The 16,736-nt window shown below is 63.7% G+C and carries 15 protein-coding genes; 7 read left to right on the top strand and 8 right to left on the bottom strand.

All coding sequences use genetic code 11. The features are described from left to right. The first annotated feature begins 168 nt into the window (after positions 1 to 168). Together V6V88_RS06745 and V6V88_RS06740 are read left to right on the top strand one after the other, a co-directional pair. Positions 169 to 2,469, top strand: coding sequence for an NADP-dependent malic enzyme (locus V6V88_RS06745; RefSeq protein ID WP_338618535.1), 2,301 nt, complete (start codon positions 169 to 171; stop codon positions 2,467 to 2,469). 100 nt (positions 2,470 to 2,569) lie between these two features. Next, entirely contained in the window at positions 2,570 to 3,022 is a 453-nt protein-coding gene (locus tag V6V88_RS06740) for a DUF2214 family protein (RefSeq protein WP_128827706.1), read from the top strand. A gap of 9 nt (positions 3,023 to 3,031) precedes the next feature. Here V6V88_RS06740 and V6V88_RS06735 read toward each other — a convergent pair whose 3' ends face one another. Further along, positions 3,032 to 4,144: a hypothetical protein gene (locus tag V6V88_RS06735; protein WP_338618533.1), complete on the bottom strand. Its 1,113-nt coding sequence runs from the start codon at positions 4,142 to 4,144 to the stop codon at positions 3,032 to 3,034. A 170-nt stretch (positions 4,145 to 4,314) separates the two neighbouring features. Here V6V88_RS06735 and V6V88_RS06730 point away from each other — a divergent pair, with 170 nt between their 5' ends. The 4 genes from V6V88_RS06730 (at position 4,315) to V6V88_RS06715 (ending at position 9,420) form a co-directional block, all read left to right on the top strand. Further along, the gene (locus V6V88_RS06730) at positions 4,315 to 4,854 is read left to right on the top strand and encodes a fimbrial protein (protein WP_056322111.1); all 540 of its coding nucleotides are present in this window, start codon (positions 4,315 to 4,317) and stop codon (positions 4,852 to 4,854) included. 79 nt (positions 4,855 to 4,933) lie between these two features. After that, positions 4,934 to 5,671 carry a fimbria/pilus periplasmic chaperone gene (locus V6V88_RS06725; protein ID WP_056322109.1) on the top strand — a complete coding sequence of 246 codons (738 nt, stop codon included), beginning with the start codon at positions 4,934 to 4,936 and terminating at the stop codon, positions 5,669 to 5,671. 138 nt (positions 5,672 to 5,809) lie between these two features. Further along, a complete protein-coding gene (locus V6V88_RS06720) occupies positions 5,810 to 8,380 on the top strand; it encodes a fimbria/pilus outer membrane usher protein (RefSeq protein ID WP_338618529.1) in 2,571 nt (856 codons plus the stop codon). A gap of 14 nt (positions 8,381 to 8,394) precedes the next feature. Next, the gene (locus tag V6V88_RS06715; RefSeq protein WP_338618526.1) at positions 8,395 to 9,420 is read left to right on the top strand and encodes a fimbrial protein; all 1,026 of its coding nucleotides are present in this window, start codon (positions 8,395 to 8,397) and stop codon (positions 9,418 to 9,420) included. A 95-nt stretch (positions 9,421 to 9,515) separates the two neighbouring features. Here V6V88_RS06715 and V6V88_RS06710 read toward each other — a convergent pair whose 3' ends face one another. The 7 genes from V6V88_RS06710 to V6V88_RS06680 all read right to left on the bottom strand — a co-directional run bounded on the left by V6V88_RS06710 (position 9,516) and on the right by V6V88_RS06680 (position 15,345). Then, positions 9,516 to 10,826 (bottom strand): citrate synthase, encoded by a 1,311-nt coding sequence (locus V6V88_RS06710; protein ID WP_056322100.1) that lies wholly within the window; start codon positions 10,824 to 10,826, stop codon positions 9,516 to 9,518. Positions 10,827 to 10,845: 19 nt separating this feature from the next. Beyond that, a complete protein-coding gene (locus V6V88_RS06705; RefSeq protein ID WP_056322097.1) occupies positions 10,846 to 11,106 on the bottom strand; it encodes a succinate dehydrogenase assembly factor 2 in 261 nt (86 codons plus the stop codon). 24 nt (positions 11,107 to 11,130) lie between these two features. Beyond that, the gene (locus tag V6V88_RS06700) at positions 11,131 to 11,847 is read right to left on the bottom strand and encodes a succinate dehydrogenase iron-sulfur subunit (RefSeq protein ID WP_056322095.1); all 717 of its coding nucleotides are present in this window, start codon (positions 11,845 to 11,847) and stop codon (positions 11,131 to 11,133) included. An 18-nt stretch (positions 11,848 to 11,865) separates the two neighbouring features. Further along, entirely contained in the window at positions 11,866 to 13,644 is a 1,779-nt protein-coding gene (sdhA, locus tag V6V88_RS06695; RefSeq protein ID WP_056322092.1) for a succinate dehydrogenase flavoprotein subunit, read from the bottom strand. Positions 13,645 to 13,647: 3 nt separating this feature from the next. Then, complete coding sequence (gene sdhD / locus V6V88_RS06690; protein WP_056567857.1) at positions 13,648 to 14,031, bottom strand: succinate dehydrogenase, hydrophobic membrane anchor protein; 384 nt, start codon at positions 14,029 to 14,031, stop codon at positions 13,648 to 13,650. Continuing rightward, positions 14,032 to 14,445 (bottom strand): succinate dehydrogenase, cytochrome b556 subunit, encoded by a 414-nt coding sequence (gene sdhC / locus V6V88_RS06685; RefSeq protein WP_056322086.1) that lies wholly within the window; start codon positions 14,443 to 14,445, stop codon positions 14,032 to 14,034. Positions 14,446 to 14,565: 120 nt separating this feature from the next. Continuing rightward, positions 14,566 to 15,345, bottom strand: a complete 780-nt coding sequence (locus V6V88_RS06680) for a GntR family transcriptional regulator (protein ID WP_056322083.1) — start codon at positions 15,343 to 15,345, stop codon at positions 14,566 to 14,568. Between the two features lie 357 nt (positions 15,346 to 15,702). On the opposite strand from V6V88_RS06680, the gene V6V88_RS06675 reads away from it, so the two are divergent. Further along, on the top strand, positions 15,703 to 16,692 hold the full coding sequence (locus tag V6V88_RS06675) for a malate dehydrogenase (RefSeq protein WP_056322080.1): 990 nt from the start codon (positions 15,703 to 15,705) through the stop codon (positions 16,690 to 16,692). Positions 16,693 to 16,736: the final 44 nt, after the last annotated feature.

Here is a 16,736-nt window from a genome sequence, read left to right as displayed (position 1 = left end):
GTTTGCTTGATCAAAAGCGAACGCTCGCTGCAGTGCAGCAACCAAGCACCCGCGCTTTCTGGTGAAATACGGGTGTTCCCTAAGCATTTCGCGATGAATACGGCGGGCCGCGAGCCCGCCTTTTGCATCCCTGTTTTTTTTCCGTTAGCCCTTTCAGGCCCCGATCCCATGGACGAAACTCTCACCAAACTGGCGTTGGACTACCACGCCTATCCCACTCCCGGCAAAATCTCGGTCACCCCGACCAAGACCCTGGCCAACCAGGACGACCTGTCCCTGGCCTACTCCCCCGGCGTGGCTGCGGCTTGCATGGCCATTTTCGACCAGGGCGACGACGCCGCCTCCAAGTACACGTCGCGCGGCAACCTCGTGGGCGTGATCACCAACGGCACCGCCGTGCTGGGCCTGGGCAACATCGGTCCGCTGGCCGCCAAGCCCGTGATGGAAGGCAAGGGTTGCCTGTTCAAGAAATTCGCCGGCATCGACGTGTTCGACATCGAACTCGCGGAAAACGATCCGGACAAGCTGGTGGACATCATTGCCGCGCTCGAGCCCACGCTGGGCGGCGTCAACCTTGAAGACATCAAGGCGCCCGAGTGCTTCTACATCGAGAAGAAGCTGCGCGAGCGCATGAAGATCCCCGTCTTCCACGACGACCAGCACGGCACCGCCATCATCTCGTCGGCCGCCATCCTGAACGGCCTGAAGGTCGTGAACAAGGACATCGGCTCGGTCAAGCTGGCCTGCTCCGGCGCCGGCGCCGCGGCCATCGCCTGCCTGGACCTGCTGGTTCACCTGGGCATCAAGCGCGAAAACATCTTCGTGGTCGACTCGCGCGGCGTCATCTGGGACGGCCGCGACGAGAACATGGAAGCCAACAAGAAGCGCTACGCGCAAAAGACCGACGCGCGCACGCTGGCCGACGTGGTCAATGGCGCCGACGTGTTCCTGGGCTGCTCGACCGCTGGCGTGCTGACCGCCGACATGGTCAAGACCATGGCCGACCGTCCGCTGATCCTGGCCCTGGCCAACCCGGAACCCGAAATCCGCCCCGAAGTCGCCAAGGCCGCGCGCCCCGACTGCATCATCGCGACGGGCCGTTCGGACTACCCGAACCAGGTCAACAACGTCCTGTGCTTCCCCTTCATCTTCCGAGGCGCCATGGATGCCGGCGCTTCGCGCATCACCGAGGAAATGAAGCTGGCGTGCGTCAAGGCCATCGCCGAGCTCGCCCAGGCCGAGCAGAACGATGAAGTGGCCCGCGCCTACGCTGGCCAGGAGCTGTCGTTCGGTCCCGAGTACATCATCCCCAAGCCGTTCGACCCGCGCCTGATCGTTCAGATCGCGCCGGCCGTCGCGCAGGCCGCCGCCGACTCCGGCGTTGCCGCCCGCCCCATCGAAGACATCGAGGCCTACCGCCAGAAGCTGATGGGCTTCGTGTACCACTCGGGCCAACTGATGCGCCCGCTGTTCGCCCAGGCCAAGAAGGCGCCCAAGCGCGTCATCTACGCCGACGGCGAAGACGAGCGCGTCCTGCGCGCCGTGCAGACGGTTGCCGACGAGAAGCTGGCGTTCCCGATCCTGATCGGCCGCCCCGCCGTCATCGAGATGCGCATCCAGAAGGCCGGCCTGCGCCTCATCGCCGGCCAGCACTTCGAGATCGTGGATCCCGAAGACGACAGCCGCTTCAACGAAACCTGGAACGCGTACTACCAGCTGAAGGGCCGTGAAGGCGTGACGCCGGCCATCGCCAAGGCGATGATCCGCAAGCACAACACGCTGATCGGCGCGATGCTGCTGCGCCGTGGCGATGCCGACGCACTGCTGTGCGGTGTGGCCAGCAAGTACGACAACCAGCTCAAGTACATCGACGAAATCATCGGCAAGAAGGAAGGCCAGACCTACGCCGCCCTGAACGTGCTGATGCTGCCCGACCAGACGCTGTTCGTCACCGACACCCACGTCAACGAAAACCCGACGGCCGAGGAAGTCGCCAGCATCACGATCCAGGCTGCCGACGAAATGCTGCGTTTCGGCGTGGTGCCCAAGATCGCGCTGCTGTCGCACTCGAACTTCGGCAGCCGCATCACGGAATCGTCGCGCAAGATGGCCGCCGCGCGCCAGATCGTGCAAGACTGCGCCCCTGACCTGGAAGTCGACGGCGAAATGCACGCCGACGCCGCCCTGTCCGAAAAGATCCGCGTCCTGGCCTACCCGGACAGCACGCTGAAGGGCCCGGCCAACCTTCTGGTCATGCCCAATCTGGACACCGGCAACATCACGTACAACATGCTCAAGATGACCGGCAGCAATGGCGTCGCGATGGGTCCGATCCTGCTGGGCGCCGCGCGTCCCGTGCATATCCTGACCACCAGCGCCACCGTGCGCCGCATCGTCAACATGACGGCCCTGGCCGTGGTGGATGCGCAGCAGGAAGCCGCGGAAGAAGCCAAGAAGCGCCGCCGCTGATCGCACCCTCTGGCTGCAAGCTCACGGGCGCCCCTCAAACGGGGCGCCCGTTTTCTTTTTTGGATGGTAAAACCTAGCTTGACCTTTACCTGGAGACGACATGCTGGCCGATGCAATGTATGCCTGGTTCCACTACCTGGCGATCTTCGTTCTGGTGGTGGTGCTCACCGCCGAAGCCGTATTGCTGCGCCCCGACCTGACGCCCGCCGGTGTCAAGCGCCTCATCATCTACGACCGCCTCTATGGCGTGAGCGCAGTCCTCGTCCTCATCACCGGCGTGCTGCGGCTGACCGCCGGCGCCAAGGGCGCCGCGTTCTACATGGGCAATCCCTGGTTCCACGCGAAGATTTCGCTCTTTGTCGTCATCGCGCTCTGTTCCATTCCGCCCACGCTGACCTTTCTGCGCTGGGCAAAGCAACGGCGCCAGCAGCCGGAGTTCGTCCCGGCCCTGCCCGAGATCAAGCGCGCGCGGCGCTGGGTGATGATCGCTTCGCACCTGTTCATCTTTCTGCCGCTCTTTGCGGTGCTGATGGCGCGCGGCATCGGCTACTGATGCCGGCGGCTATGGGCAGCGGGCGCGTGCCGGGCGCGCCGGCTCCTTGCCGTCGACAACGAACGTGTCAAAGCGGAACACACCCGCCGCGTCGTTGCTGACGATTTTGATGAACTCACCTTGCGGCGCATGCATCACGGACATGCCTTCGGGCACGTCCTCGTGGCCGGGCCGAACCGCGGCCTGCCCGTTCCAAGGACTGAAGACCAGGACGCCCGGGTACGGTTCACGATCCTGCCCCGCGCCCCGCCGCGCGGTCTTGAACTGCGTGCCGGCGGGGTACGTCAGGCCGCCGAACTGCGTGCGGCACGCCAGCTCCGCGTCCGTGACCCGCAATACGTTGCGCGACGCATCCAGATAGAGCGTGGGCCGGCTGAGAAACAGCCCGTAAAGCGGCACGGCTGCCTCGCTCTCCACTTCGAGCCGCCAGCGGTCGGTGTCCCGCGAACCATCCGTGTAGACCGTGCCGCTTGATCCGCGCAACGCCGTGCCTGCCCCGATGGCCAGGCCCGCGGCCTCGTTGCCCGGCGCCAGCACGCATTGTTCGAACGCCTTCATGGCGCCGTCCGGTTCGACGGCGAACTCGATGTCGTGTGCGCCGTCGCACCCCCACCCTTGCACGGTCTGCACGCCCGCGCCCCGCAGGATGACCGTGCGCGGGTGCCGGCCAAGCGTGGCATAGGTTTGCGGTTCGTACTCGGTGTCCAGGTAGCGCCGGGCCGACGTTGCCTGAACGCCCAGCATCTGCACCGCTTGCGGAAAACTGGCCTCGACGTAGGTGTCGAGCTTGCCCTCGTCCTTCAGCGTCAGGCGCGTGCCCGCCGGCATCGCCACGCCGCCAACCACTGCGGGCTCCTGCAACGTGACGCGCAGCGCCGCCTGCTTGCGCTCGATGTCCCGGCCCACCTGCCACATCACCGCCTGGAACCACGCATAGAAGCTGAACGGCGCGGCCAGCGCCAGGCAAAGCACGATGGACGTCTTCCAGTACTTGCGGACGGTGCGCCGGGCGCGGCCGCTGGCCGCCAGGGCGACGCCCCAGCCCAACAACAACAGGCCGGCGAAAAAGCCGGCCGTGAGCAGAATGAAAAAACTGGCGCTGGGAAGTGCTATCGGAATCATGGCGGTGATGCTATCCGCAAAATTACTCTCTGGCGAATTATCAGAATTTTATTAAAGACACCACTTCTCGGACCGACTGTAATCACACATGTCGCCGAGAAGTACGCCATAAACCTCTGAAAAGCACCGTCGGCGCATTGCTTTTCAGCCCCTTTGACAGACATCCACTTATGAAATCCAAAGTAATCATCGCGCTGGCCATCGGCGCCCTCGCTTCCACTTCGCAGCTGGCATTTGCCTCGGACGGCACGATCAATTTCACGGGCGCCATATCCGCCAACACGTGCACCATCGACGGCAACGGCACCGGCAGCAAGAACTTCAACGTGCTCATGCCCACGGTCGGCGTCGATTCACTGACGGCCGCGGGCCAAACGGCCGGCACCACGCCCTTCACCATCCGCCTGACCGCATGCACCCCGGGTACGGGCATGGTCCACACCCTGTTCGAACCCGGCGCCAACGGCAATGCCGCCACCGGCAACCTGACGATCTCCGCGGGGGGTGCAGCCAACGTCGAGATCCGCCTCCTGAATGGCGACGCAACACCCATCAGCGTCACCGTCGCCGACGAGGCCCAGAACTCCAAGGCCGTCTCCCTGGCCAACGGCGAGGCCACGCTTCATTACCAGGCTCAGTATTTCGCGCTCGGCCAGGCAGGCGCGGGCAACGTGAACGCCACTGCCAAATACACCATCATTTATCAATAAGCCGCCCGGCTTGGCCTTGCGCTCGTTTGCAGCCGCCCGGATCAGTAGTCAAGCCCCCATTTACAGTCCGAGGAAACCGATGAACCCATTCAACGTAGCTCTTGCAGCCGGAGCATTGGCAGGCTGTATCTTCGCTGCCGCGCCGGCAACCGCATCCGTCGTCATTGGCAGCACCCGAATCGTCTATGAGGCCGGCCAGGCGGAAGTCAACGTCAAGCTCAAGAACGAGGGCGACCAGCCCGCGCTCACCCAGACCTGGATCGACACGGGCGACGCCAAGGCGGCGCCGGGATCCATCCAGGTGCCCTTTATCGTGACCCCTCCCGTGTCCCGCATCGACCAGGGCAAGGGCCAGACCCTGCGCCTGATGCACACGGGCGAACCGATGAGTGAGGACAAGGAGTCCGTGTTCTGGCTCAACGTGCTGGAAATTCCGCCCAAGGACAAAGCCAGCCAGAACCTCCTGCAGATGGCATTCCGGTCGCGGATCAAGCTGTTCTATCGCCCCGCGGGACTCAAAGGCAAGGCCGAGGACGCGCCCGCGCAAGTCAGCTGGCGTCTGGTCCGGTCCGGCAATCGCAACGCTATCGAAGCCACCAACCCCACGCCGTATCACGTCACCTTCATCGAAGTGAACGTGGCCAGCAACGGCAAGCGCGCCAAGTTCACCGACGGCGACATGCTTGCCCCCGGCGAAAAAAAGCTCCTGCCTCTGGTAGGAGACGTGATCCAGGGCGCAAATGCCGAAGTCTCGTACCGCTTCCTGAATGACCACGGCGGCGCAGTCAAAGGCGCCCGCGCCCTCAGCCCCGCCTAGCGCGACCTAAGCATTACCGGCCCGCACCGACCGGCCGGCTGTCCGCTCACCAACCCATCACCCGACGCCTGCAGGGCGGCGCGATCGGCCGGCATCCGCCTGCCGGCAGCGCCGCGCCTGAACACGCACCTGCCCATCATGGAACGTCTCGCCACCACGCCGCATTTCGCGCTTGCCGCGATCACGCTAAGCCTGCTCAGCGCAACTGCCTGGGCCGACGGCGCCACCGAACTCGCCGCCCTGAACGCGGACGTGGAGTTCAACGACGCCTTCCTGAGCGGTGCGGACGTGGACGTCAGTCAGTTCTCGCGCTCGAACAGCGCCATCCCCGGCACCTATCGCCTCGATGTGCAGGTGAACGACCGCTGGCTGGGGCGCACCGACGTGCGCATCGGCAAACCCTCTTCCGCAAACGCGCCGCTTCAGGCCTGTTTCGACTCGGCGCTGGTGGAATTGGTGGGCATCGACCTTGCCAAGATCGACGCGGCGCGTGCCGAACTGCTGAACGGCACCCAATGCGTCGCGTTGACCGACCTGGTGCAGGAAGCGCGCGCGCAGTTCGATGCGGGCGAACAGCGGCTGAACGTGACGGTGCCCCAGGCCTCGCTGGTCCGGCAGGGCCGCGGATTCGTGGACCCCAAGCATTGGGACGAAGGCGTGCCGGCCGCGCTGTTGAATTACAACGCCAACTTCTACACCTCTCGCGCCGATGGCAAGGCGTCGACCCAAAGCTTTGCAGGCCTGAATGCCGGCGCTAACGTGGGTCCCTGGCGCTTGCGCCACGCCGGCAGCGCAACCCATGGCAGCAAGAGCGGTCTGCAATATCAAAGCGTGCAGACCAATCTGCGGCGCAACATCACGGGCATGAAGAGCCAACTGGTGATTGGCGATGCGTTCACGGACGGATCGACTTTCGACAGCGTCGGGTTTCGCGGCGTGCAGATGTCCAGCGACGATCGCATGTCTCCCGAATCGCAGCGCGGCTTCGCCCCGACCTTGCGCGGCATCGCCAACACGAACGCGCGCGTCCAGGTGCGCCAGAACGGCAACATCATTTACGAAACCACCGTCGCGCCCGGTCCCTTCATCATTGACGACCTGTATGCCACCGGCTACGGCGGCGACCTGGAAATGGTGGTCAACGAAGCCGACGGCCGCGTGCTGGTGTCCCGGGTGCCTTTCTCCGGCGCGGTGAAATCACTGCGCCCGGGCGTGACCCGCTACAGCGTCACCGCAGGCCAGTACCGCACGCCGCAGACGGCCGATCGGCCCCTGATGGCGCAAGCGACCGTGCAGCACGGCATCAACAATCTCGTGACCGCCTATGGCGGCCTGACCGGGGCCCAGGGCTACGGCGCCGTATTGGGCGGCGCGGCGCTGAACACCGATTTCGGCGCGTTTGGCCTGGACGTCACCCAGGCCGCCACGCGCCTGCCAAAAGAGAAAAACCGCACTGGGCAAAGCGTCAAACTGAGCTACTCCAAGTTTCTGGAGCCCACTCGCACAAGCCTCACGCTCGCCGCCTACCGCTACGCCAGCCGCGGCTACCTGAGCATGGCCGACGCCATGGAACTCAGATCCCGGCAAGAACAGGGGCAAGGCGCGGGCCAATATGGCACGCAGCGAGGCCGTCTGCAGGCGACGATCAACCAGAACCTGCCGGCCGGCTATGGATCCGTGCACTTCACGGGATCGACGCAGGATTACTGGGACAGGCCTGGCCGGGACACGCAAATCCAGGCGGCCTACAGCAACAGCTACAAGCGCGTGAATTACAGCGTGTCGGCCACCCGCCAACTCAACGTGGGAACCCAGAAGTGGGACAACCAGGTCATGCTCAACCTGGGCATTCCGCTCGGCCGCAACCAGAATCCGGTCTATGCGTCGACCAGCATGCAAAAGGGTTCGGATGGATCCAGCAGCGTCCAGCAATCCGTGGCGGGCTCGCTCGGCGCGGATAACGCGTTCAACTACGGCGTCAGCGCCGGGCGCGCCGTGTCGTCCAACGGTCCGGCCAACACCAGCATTGCTGCGAACGCCTCCTACATCACGCCCGTCACGGCCGTGTCGGCCAGCGCCAGCACCAGTTCGAACTACACCCAATACGGCGGCGGCATTTCCGGCGGCGTCGTGGCCTATGGTGGCGGCCTCGTCATGACGCCGGTCACCGGCGAAACGGTTGCGATCGTCGAGGCGAAAGACGCAGCGGGCGCGCGGGTGCTCAACAGCACCGGGGTGCGCCTGGATTCCAAAGGCCGCGCGATCGTATCGACCTTGACGCCCTATGCCAGGAACGGCATCGAGCTCGATCCCAAGGGGCTCCCGCTGAATGTCGAGCTCAAGGCGACCGAACAACAGGTGGCCCCCACCGCCGGCGCGGTGGTTCGGCTGACCTTCGAAACCGAAAACGTGGGAAGCGCGGCGCTGCTGACGGTGGCCATGCGCGGCGGAGAGCCCCTTCCCTTTGGCGCCGACGTGCGGGACGCCGACGGAAACAGCGTGGGTGTCGTGGCGCAGGGCGGCCGCGTGCTGGCGCGCGGGTTGAAGGACACGCAGGGCATCCTGACCGTGAAATGGGGCGCAAACAACGGCGAAGCTTGCTCGTTTGGCTATGCCCTGCCCGAGCAGCGTCTCAAGGATGCCTCGCTGCCTCAGGCGAGCGGACTGCTCTGCGAAAAGACGGCGCCAACCCGGATCGCCAAAAACTGATGATGGAAATACTGATGAACAAGACCATATTGCGCGCGGCGTTCGGGCTGCTTGGCTTGCTGGGCTCCACGACCTCGTGGGCCGTCGCGAACTGCACCCAGACGATAAGCTCGGTTTCCGTGAACACGCCGCCGCACATCACGATACCCCGGGATGCGGCCATCGGCACGGCCCTTACCGACTGGCTGACAACCGGAGCCACTACCGATTGGTTCACCTGCAGCGTCTCCGGAAACAGTGGCACGGGGACGGGACTGCACACCGTTATTCCCAGCGCAGGTCAGACGAAGGTGGTTGACGGAATCACCTACGACGTCCATGCGACCGGCGTCGACGGCCTGGGCATCATCATCGGCGGCCGCACCTACGTCAACGGCTGCGGATGGGCGGCATTCCAGGCCCTCAACCGGACTTGGAGAACCCGCGGATGCAACATGCAAGGCACCGCCACCAACGGCGGGCAGCTACGTGCGATGTTCGTCAAGACCGGCCCCGTTGCCACCGGCGTCGTTCCGCCGACAACCATTGCAAGCGCGGCATCGTTCTCGAATGAAACCGGCAGCATGCTCAGCCAGGATCCCGGCCTGGAGATCCAGTTTGTCACCATGGCGGTGCTGCTGATGTCGCAGGCCTGCACCACGCCCGACGTTTCCGTATCCCTCGGAACTCCCCAGGCTTCGGTATTCACGGGCGCGGGCGCTTCCAGTCAGCTTGTCGGGTTCGATATTTCGCTCAACGGCTGCCCCGCAGGCATGAGCGCCATTCACTACCAGATCGATGCCGCCACGCCCTTCGTGGACGCCGCAAACGCAGTCATTGGCCTGGACGCGACTTCAACGGCAACGGGCGTCGGCGTGCAGTTGCTGGACGCCGACGGAAATCCGGCCGTGCTGGGAACGAAGCTGCCGTTTGCCGGCTACAACAGTGCAACGGGCGGCAGCTTCAAAATCCCCTTGCGCGCCCGATACCGCCAAACCGGCGCCACGGTCACGCCAGGCTCGGCCAACTCGGCAGTCACCTTCACGATGAACTACCTGTAGCCTCCGACCCGTAGCCGCCAAATAAAAACGCCAGTCGGCGCGGGGCTGACTGGCGTTTTGCCGGAAGGCGTTGCCTTCCGGATGCGCATTGCGAATTAACGCTTGTCCATCGGGGGCACGTCGCGCGTGACCGAACCGGTGAACAGCTGGCGCGGACGGCCGATCTTGTAATCGGGATCCGACAGCATTTCGTTCCATTGGGCGATCCAGCCCACCGTGCGGGCCAGCGCGAAGATGGCCGTGAACAGCGAGGTCGGGATGCCGATGGCGCGCTGGACGATACCCGAGTAGAAGTCCACGTTCGGGTACAGCTTGCGCTGCACGAAGTACGGATCTTCCAGGGCGATGCGTTCCAGTTCCATGGCCAGCTTGAACAGCGGGTCGTTTTCCAGACCCAGGGCAGCCAGCACTTCCTTGCAGGTTTCCTGCATCAGCTTGGCGCGCGGGTCGTAGTTCTTGTAGACGCGGTGGCCAAAGCCCATCAGGCGCACGCCCGAGTTCTTGTCCTTGACCTTCTCCATGAACTCGCCAACCTTGTCGATGCCGCCGTTGGCTTGCAGTTCTTCGAGCATCTGCAGGCAAGCTTCGTTGGCGCCGCCGTGAGCCGGACCCCACAGGCAAGCCACGCCAGCCGAGATAGCCGCGAACGGGTTGGTGCCCGACGAGCCGCACAGGCGGACGGTCGAGGTCGACGCGTTTTGCTCGTGGTCGGCGTGCAGGATGAAGATGCGGTCCAGCGCGCGCTCGACGACTTCATTGACCTTGTAGTCTTCGCACGGCGTGGCGAACATCATGCGCAGGAAGTTGCCCGTGTAGGACAGATCATTTTGCGGGTAGATGAACGGTTGGCCTTGCGAGTACTTGTACGCCATCGCAACCAGCGTCGGCATCTTGGCGATCAGGCGGATGGCCGAGATGTGGCGATGCTGCGGGTTCGTGATGTCGGTGGAGTCGTGGTAGAACGCGGACAGCGCACCCACCAGGCCCGTCAGGACGGCCATCGGGTGGGCGTCGCGGCGGAAGCCGCGCAGGAAGAAGTGCAGTTGCTCGTTGACCATCGTGTGATGGGTCACTTGCGAGTCGAAATCGGCCTTTTGTTCCTGGTTCGGCAGTTCGCCGTTCAGGATCAGGTAGCAGATGTCCATGAAGTCGCAGTTCACGGCCAGCTGTTCGATCGGGTAGCCGCGGTACAGCAGTTCGCCCTTGTCGCCGTCGATGTACGTGATGCCGGATTCGCACGCGGCCGTCGACATGAAGCCGGGGTCAAACGTGAACATGCCCGTCTGGCCGTACAGCTTGCGGATGTCGATCACATCCGGACCGACCGTGCCCTTGTAGACAGGGAACTCAATGGGTGCGCTGCCATCCGAGAAGGATAGAGTGGCTTTTTTGTCAGACAGGTTCATGTTTATTCCTCTCAATTAATCAGAGCGAGCGCATCTGGCCAATAATCGCCCGAAGCTTGGGGGTGTCCAATTCGCCTTCGAGTTCCTTTCTGGCCAGCAGCAGATCGAGAAGATCGTTGTCTCCCATCTCGAAAAGCTGGGTCAATGCGGCCACGTCATCATCGGTAAGCTCAGCTTCGTGGGCATCCAGATACCGGGTGATGATCAAGTCGTTTTCGAGCAGGCCGCGGCGCGCCCGCCAACGCAGTCGCGCCCGCTCCAGTTCAGTCAGCCTGCTCATTCGTACACCTCAAATACACAAAAACTAGACCGTGCGGCGGACCATCAGTTCCTTGATCTTGCCGATCGCCTTGGTCGGGTTCAGTCCCTTGGGACAGACGTCGACGCAATTCATGATCGTGTGGCAACGGAACAGACGGTACGGGTCTTCCAGGTTGTCCAGGCGCTCGCCGGTGGCTTCGTCGCGGCTGTCGGCGATGAAGCGGTAGGCTTGCAGCAGGCCGGCCGGGCCGACGAACTTGTCGGGATTCCACCAGAACGACGGGCAGGAAGTGGAACAGCACGCGCACAGGATGCACTCGTACAGGCCATCGAGTTCCTCGCGCGCCTCGGGCGACTGCAGGCGCTCTTTTTCGGGCGGCGGCGTGTCGTTGATGAGGTACGGGCGGATCGAGTGGTACTGGTTGAAGAAGTGCGTCATGTCCACGATCAGGTCGCGGATGACCGGCAGGCCAGGCAGCGGACGCAGGACGATCGGTTCCTTCAGTTCGCGCAGGTTCGTGGTGCAGGCCAGGCCGTTCTTACCGTTGATGTTCATGGCGTCCGAACCGCACACGCCTTCACGGCACGAGCGGCGCAGGGCCAGGCTGTCATCGACGTCGTTCTTGATGCGCACCAGCGCATCAAGCAGCATCTTGTCGGTGGGCTGGAGTTCGACGTCCAGCTTCTGCATGTAGGGACGCTCGTCCTTGTCCGGATCGTAGCGGTAGATTTCGAACTTGACGATTCTCTTGGTGCTCATAGTAGGCTCAATCCGGACTTAGAAGGTACGCGCCTTGGGCGGGAAGGACTCGACCGTCAGCGGCTTCATCTGAACAGGCTTGTAATCCAGGCGGCTGCCTTCGGAGTACCAAAGCGTGTGCTTCAGCCAGTTCTCGTCGTCGCGGGTCGGGTGGTCGTCAAGCGCATGCGCGCCGCGGCTTTCGGTGCGGGCGGCGGCCGACTTGATGGTGGCGCGGGCCACTTCGGTCATGTTCGCCAGTTCCAGCGCCTCGACGCGGGCGGTGTTGAACACCTTGGACTTGTCCTTGAAGTAGATGCTGTCGGCTTGCTTGGCCAGATCTTCGATCTGGGTCACGCCTTCGTTCAGCAGCTCCAGCGTGCGGAACACGCCGCAGTGGCGCTGCATCGAGAAGCGGATGGCGTTGCCGATGTCTTGCGTCTTTTCGCCGGACGTGCGCGATTCCAGCTTGTTGATGCGGTCCAGCGAGAATTCGACGGCCTGCTGCGGCAGGTCCTGGTGCGCGCGCTGGCGCTCAGGATGCGAATTCACGATGTGGTTGCCGGTCGCGCGGCCGAACACGATCAGGTCCAGCAGCGAGTTCGTGCCCAGGCGGTTCGCGCCGTGGACCGACACCGCGGCGCATTCGCCGATGGCGTACAGGCCGTTGACGATCTTGTTCTCGCCGTTTTCGCGCGTCAGCACCTGGCCGTGGTAGTTGGCCGGAATGCCGCCCATCTGGTAGTGGATGGTCGGAACGACGGGGATCGGTTCCTTGATCGGGTCCACGTTGCCGAACTTGATGGCGATTTCGCGGATCGAGGGCAGGCGCTTGTTGATGACGTCGGCGCCCAGGTGGTCAAGCTTGAGCACCACGTAGCTGCCGTCCGGACCGCAACCGCGGCCTTCCTTGATTTCCTGGTCCATCGAGCGCGACACGAAGTCACGCGGCGCCAGATCCTTCAGGGTGGGCGCATAGCGCTCCATGAAGCGCTCGCCATCCTTGTTCAAGAGGATGCCGCCTTCGCCACGCACGCCTTCCGTGATCAGCACGCCCGCGCCGGCCACGCCGGTCGGGTGGAACTGCCAGAATTCCATGTCTTGCAGCGGGATGCCGGCACGGGCAGCCATGCCCAGGCCGTCGCCGGTGTTGATGAACGCATTGGTGGAAGCGGCCCAGATGCGGCCCGCGCCGCCGGTGGCCAGCACCGTGGTCTTGGCTTCCAGGATGTAGATTTCGCCCGTTTCCATTTCGAGGGCGGTCACGCCCACGACGTCGCCGGCTTCGTTGCGCAGCAGGTCCAGCGCCATCCATTCGACGAAGAACTGGGTACGCGCGGCAACGTTGCGCTGATAGAGCGTGTGCAGCAGGGCGTGGCCGGTACGGTCGGCAGCGGCACAGGCGCGCTGGACGGGCTTTTCGCCGAAGTTCGCGGTATGGCCGCCGAACGGACGCTGATAGATCGTGCCGTCGGGGTTGCGGTCGAACGGCATGCCGAAGTGCTCGAGCTCGTAAACGGCATTCGGGGCTTCACGGCACATGAATTCGATGGCGTCCTGGTCGCCCAGCCAGTCCGAACCCTTGACGGTGTCGTACATGTGCCAGTACCAGTTGTCTTCGCTCATGTTGCCCAGGGAGGCGCTGACGCCGCCCTGCGCGGCAACGGTGTGCGAGCGCGTGGGGAACACTTTGGAGAGCACCGCAACGGACAGCCCCGCTTGGGACAGTTGCAGCGAACAACGCATGCCGGCTCCGCCGGCGCCAACGACCACCACATCAAACTGGCGGCGCGGCAGGGATTTCATGACAGAGACCACGGCTTAAATGCTCCAGAGGATTTGCGCGAAGTAAACGACCGAACCGACCAGCCAGAGGATCGTCAGCACTTGCAGCAGCAGGCGCACGCCCACCGACTTGACGTAGTCCATCCAGATGTCGCGCACGCCAATCCAGGCATGCCAGGCCAGCGCAATGAATGCAAGGGTGGCCAGGATCTGGCCAACCGGAAGAACGCCCACGTAGAAATTGAACAGCGCGGTCCAGTGCTCGTACGTGAAGGCAGGCATCATGAGGATGCCGATGAGCAGCACCAGCGTGTACACGGCCATGATGACGGCGGTGATGCGCTGGATGATGAAGTCCATGACGCCATAGTGCGCGCCGACGACCAGGCGCTTGGGTCCGTAGTTTTTAGCGGCGGCCATTTACAGCACTCCGAACAGTTTGAGAGCAAACACCAGGGTCAGCGCGAGGCTGACGCCGAACACCACGCCGGCGCTCTTCTTGGACGATTGCTTGTCGATGCCGATGTGCAGATCCAGCATCAGGTAGCGGATGCCCGCACAGAAGTGGTGCAGGTAGCCCCACACGAGGACGAGGAAAACGAGCTTGACGATCGGATTGCCGGCGTACGCGGCCACGGCGGCGAACGTCTGGGGCGCGGCCACGCTGGCCGCGAACAGCGGCAGGATGACCAAGGGAAGACAGAGGAACAACAACGCGCCGCTGACGCGGTGCAGAATGGACAGCTTGCCGGCCAGGGGCAGGCGGTAACTGGCAAGTTGCGCAATACCAATATTGCGAAACTGCGGACGTGGCTTGGCAGCGGTGTCGGACATGACGGCCTCGGTGTTTCGGAACTAGGGAATCGTTACGGCAAAATTGCCGCGGCCCTTGCGGGCAAACGCGGTATTTTCGCCCAGAGACGGGTTGGTATCAAATCGTAGGTAAAAAGCTCATCAATTCAGACTATTGCGGTAGTGGTATCGATCGGTCAAGTACAACCCCCGGCGGATTTCCATGGGGCGGTCACCGTACGTGTAAGACACCCGGTCTACCTGCAACAACGGTGTTCCGGCGGCAACATTAAGCAGCGTACAGACTTCGGCCGGCGCGGCGACCGCGCGCAGCTTCTCGTCCGCGCGCACCATGCTGACGCCGAACTCGGATTCAAAAAGGCCATAGAGCGGCGCCTTGTTGGCGGTCAGCAGCTCCAGGGTGAGACCACGGAAGATGGAACCGGGCAGCCAGATGTCGTCCAGCACGGTCGGTGTCTGCCCCATGGACAGCAGGCGGCGGATCATGACGACGGTTTCGCCGGCGCGCAGATCGAGCGCGCGGGCGATCTCGGCGGGCGCGCGCGTGCGGCGGCATTCCAGGATGCGGCTTTCCGCCCGGCCGGCCTCGCCCTCTTCGTCGGGGGCCAGGCGCAGGAAACGGTAGCGCACGCGGGCTTCGTGGTGGGTGGCGACAAAAGTGCCCTTGCCCTGGCGGCGCAGCAGCATGTGCTCGGCTGCCAGCTCATCGACCGCCTTGCGCACCGTGCCCTGGCTCACCTGGAAACGGGCGGCCAGATCGATTTCGCTGGGGATGAGCTCGCCGGGCTTCCATTCGCCGCGTTCGAGGCTTTGAACAAGCAGATCCTTGATCTGGCGGTAGAGCGGACTGAAAGCGGCTCCCTCGCCCGTCGGACGGGCGGCGCGATTGCGTAAGGAGGTTTCGGGCCGAGGCTCTGCCATGGATCTTCTTGAGAGTGTCATGTTTATCCGGATGAATGAGAAGACAACGCCAGGGATGCAAACTCATCCGCATGCGCTGCTGCCGCCGATCTTCAGGCTTGATGCAGACGCACGGCCGAGCGGGGCCGCGGCGCATTCGAATAAACGCTCTATTGTGGCATATCGGGAGGCGAGCTGTCCAACGTCTTATGTCTTATATAAGATAGAAGAGCGATTGACGCTTACGTTAATTCGATCTAGGATTCAAAGCTGCCCGCGCGACGCGCGGCGGCCCTGCCGGCCGCCTGGATTTCCGCGCCCAACGATTACACTGATTGGTGAGATTTCTTTCTCGCCAAACCATTACGGAGAACGTTCATGTCCAAGCCTGCCTTGCGTGTCGCCGTCACCGGCGCCGCCGGCCAAATCGGTTACGCACTGCTATTCCGCATCGCCTCGGGCGAAATGCTGGGTAAAGATCAACCCGTCATCCTGCAACTGCTGGAAATCCCCGACGAGAAAGCGCAAAAGGCCCTGAAGGGCGTCATCATGGAACTGGATGACTGCGCCTTCCCGCTGCTGCAGGAAGTGACCGCGCACAGCGATCCGCGCACCGCCTTCAAGGACGCCGACGTGGCCCTGCTGGTGGGCGCCCGCCCCCGCGGCCCGGGCATGGAGCGCAAGGACCTGCTGTCCGTCAACGCGCAGATCTTCACGGCGCAGGGCAAGGCCCTGAACGACGTCGCCAGCCGCAACGTCAAGGTGCTGGTCGTGGGCAACCCCGCCAACACCAACGCCTACATCGCCATGAAGTCGGCGCCGGACCTGCCCGCCAAGAACTTCACCGCCATGCTGCGCCTGGACCACAACCGCGCGCTGTCGCAACTGGCCGCCAAGTCGGGCAAGGCCGTGGCCGACATCGAAAATCTGATCGTCTGGGGCAACCACTCGCCCACGATGTACCCCGACTACCGCTTCGCCACCGTCGGCGGCGAATCGCTGTCCAAGCTCATCAACGACGACGCCTGGAACCGCGACACGTTCATCCCCACCGTGGGCAAGCGCGGCGCCGCCATCATCGAAGCCCGTGGCCTGTCCTCGGCCGCTTCGGCCGCCAACGCCGCCATCGACCACGTCCGTGACTGGGTCCTGGGCAGCAACGGCAAGTGGGTCACGATGGGCATCCCGTCGGACGGCTCCTACGGCATCCCCGAAGGCATCATCTACGGCGTGCCGGTCACGACCGAAAACGGCGAATACAAGCGCGTCGAAGGCCTGGAAATCGACGCCTTCTCGCGTGAGCGCCTGGACTTCACGCTGAAAGAGCTCCTCGAAGAGCGCGACGGCGTCAAGGACCTGCTGAAGTAAGCAGCGCGCAGTAAAGGTTTGGGCCCGTTCATGCGGGCCCATTC

It is taken from the genome of Achromobacter sp. E1 (genome assembly GCF_037039475.1).
Taxonomy (GTDB): domain Bacteria; phylum Pseudomonadota; class Gammaproteobacteria; order Burkholderiales; family Burkholderiaceae_B; genus Achromobacter; species Achromobacter mucicolens.
The sequence above is the reverse complement of the archived record's forward strand: the minus strand, read 5'-3'. Positions and strand labels throughout refer to the sequence as shown.

What these genes read in the sequence shown, in the direction of transcription:
- V6V88_RS06745 (WP_338618535.1), top strand. Translation starts at nt 169, where the DNA reads ATGGACGAAACTCTCACCAAACTGGCGTTGGACTACCACGCCTATCCC.
- V6V88_RS06740 (WP_128827706.1), top strand. Translation starts at nt 2,570, where the DNA reads ATGCTGGCCGATGCAATGTATGCCTGGTTCCACTACCTGGCGATCTTC.
- V6V88_RS06735 (WP_338618533.1), bottom strand. Translation starts at nt 4,144, where the DNA reads ATGATTCCGATAGCACTTCCCAGCGCCAGTTTTTTCATTCTGCTCACG.
- V6V88_RS06730 (WP_056322111.1), top strand. Translation starts at nt 4,315, where the DNA reads ATGAAATCCAAAGTAATCATCGCGCTGGCCATCGGCGCCCTCGCTTCC.
- V6V88_RS06725 (WP_056322109.1), top strand. Translation starts at nt 4,934, where the DNA reads ATGAACCCATTCAACGTAGCTCTTGCAGCCGGAGCATTGGCAGGCTGT.
- V6V88_RS06720 (WP_338618529.1), top strand. Translation starts at nt 5,810, where the DNA reads ATGGAACGTCTCGCCACCACGCCGCATTTCGCGCTTGCCGCGATCACG.
- V6V88_RS06715 (WP_338618526.1), top strand. Translation starts at nt 8,395, where the DNA reads ATGAACAAGACCATATTGCGCGCGGCGTTCGGGCTGCTTGGCTTGCTG.
- V6V88_RS06710 (WP_056322100.1), bottom strand. Translation starts at nt 10,826, where the DNA reads ATGAACCTGTCTGACAAAAAAGCCACTCTATCCTTCTCGGATGGCAGC.
- V6V88_RS06705 (WP_056322097.1), bottom strand. Translation starts at nt 11,106, where the DNA reads ATGAGCAGGCTGACTGAACTGGAGCGGGCGCGACTGCGTTGGCGGGCG.
- V6V88_RS06700 (WP_056322095.1), bottom strand. Translation starts at nt 11,847, where the DNA reads ATGAGCACCAAGAGAATCGTCAAGTTCGAAATCTACCGCTACGATCCG.
- sdhD (WP_056567857.1), bottom strand. Translation starts at nt 14,031, where the DNA reads ATGGCCGCCGCTAAAAACTACGGACCCAAGCGCCTGGTCGTCGGCGCG.
- sdhC (WP_056322086.1), bottom strand. Translation starts at nt 14,445, where the DNA reads ATGTCCGACACCGCTGCCAAGCCACGTCCGCAGTTTCGCAATATTGGT.
- V6V88_RS06680 (WP_056322083.1), bottom strand. Translation starts at nt 15,345, where the DNA reads ATGGCAGAGCCTCGGCCCGAAACCTCCTTACGCAATCGCGCCGCCCGT.
- V6V88_RS06675 (WP_056322080.1), top strand. Translation starts at nt 15,703, where the DNA reads ATGTCCAAGCCTGCCTTGCGTGTCGCCGTCACCGGCGCCGCCGGCCAA.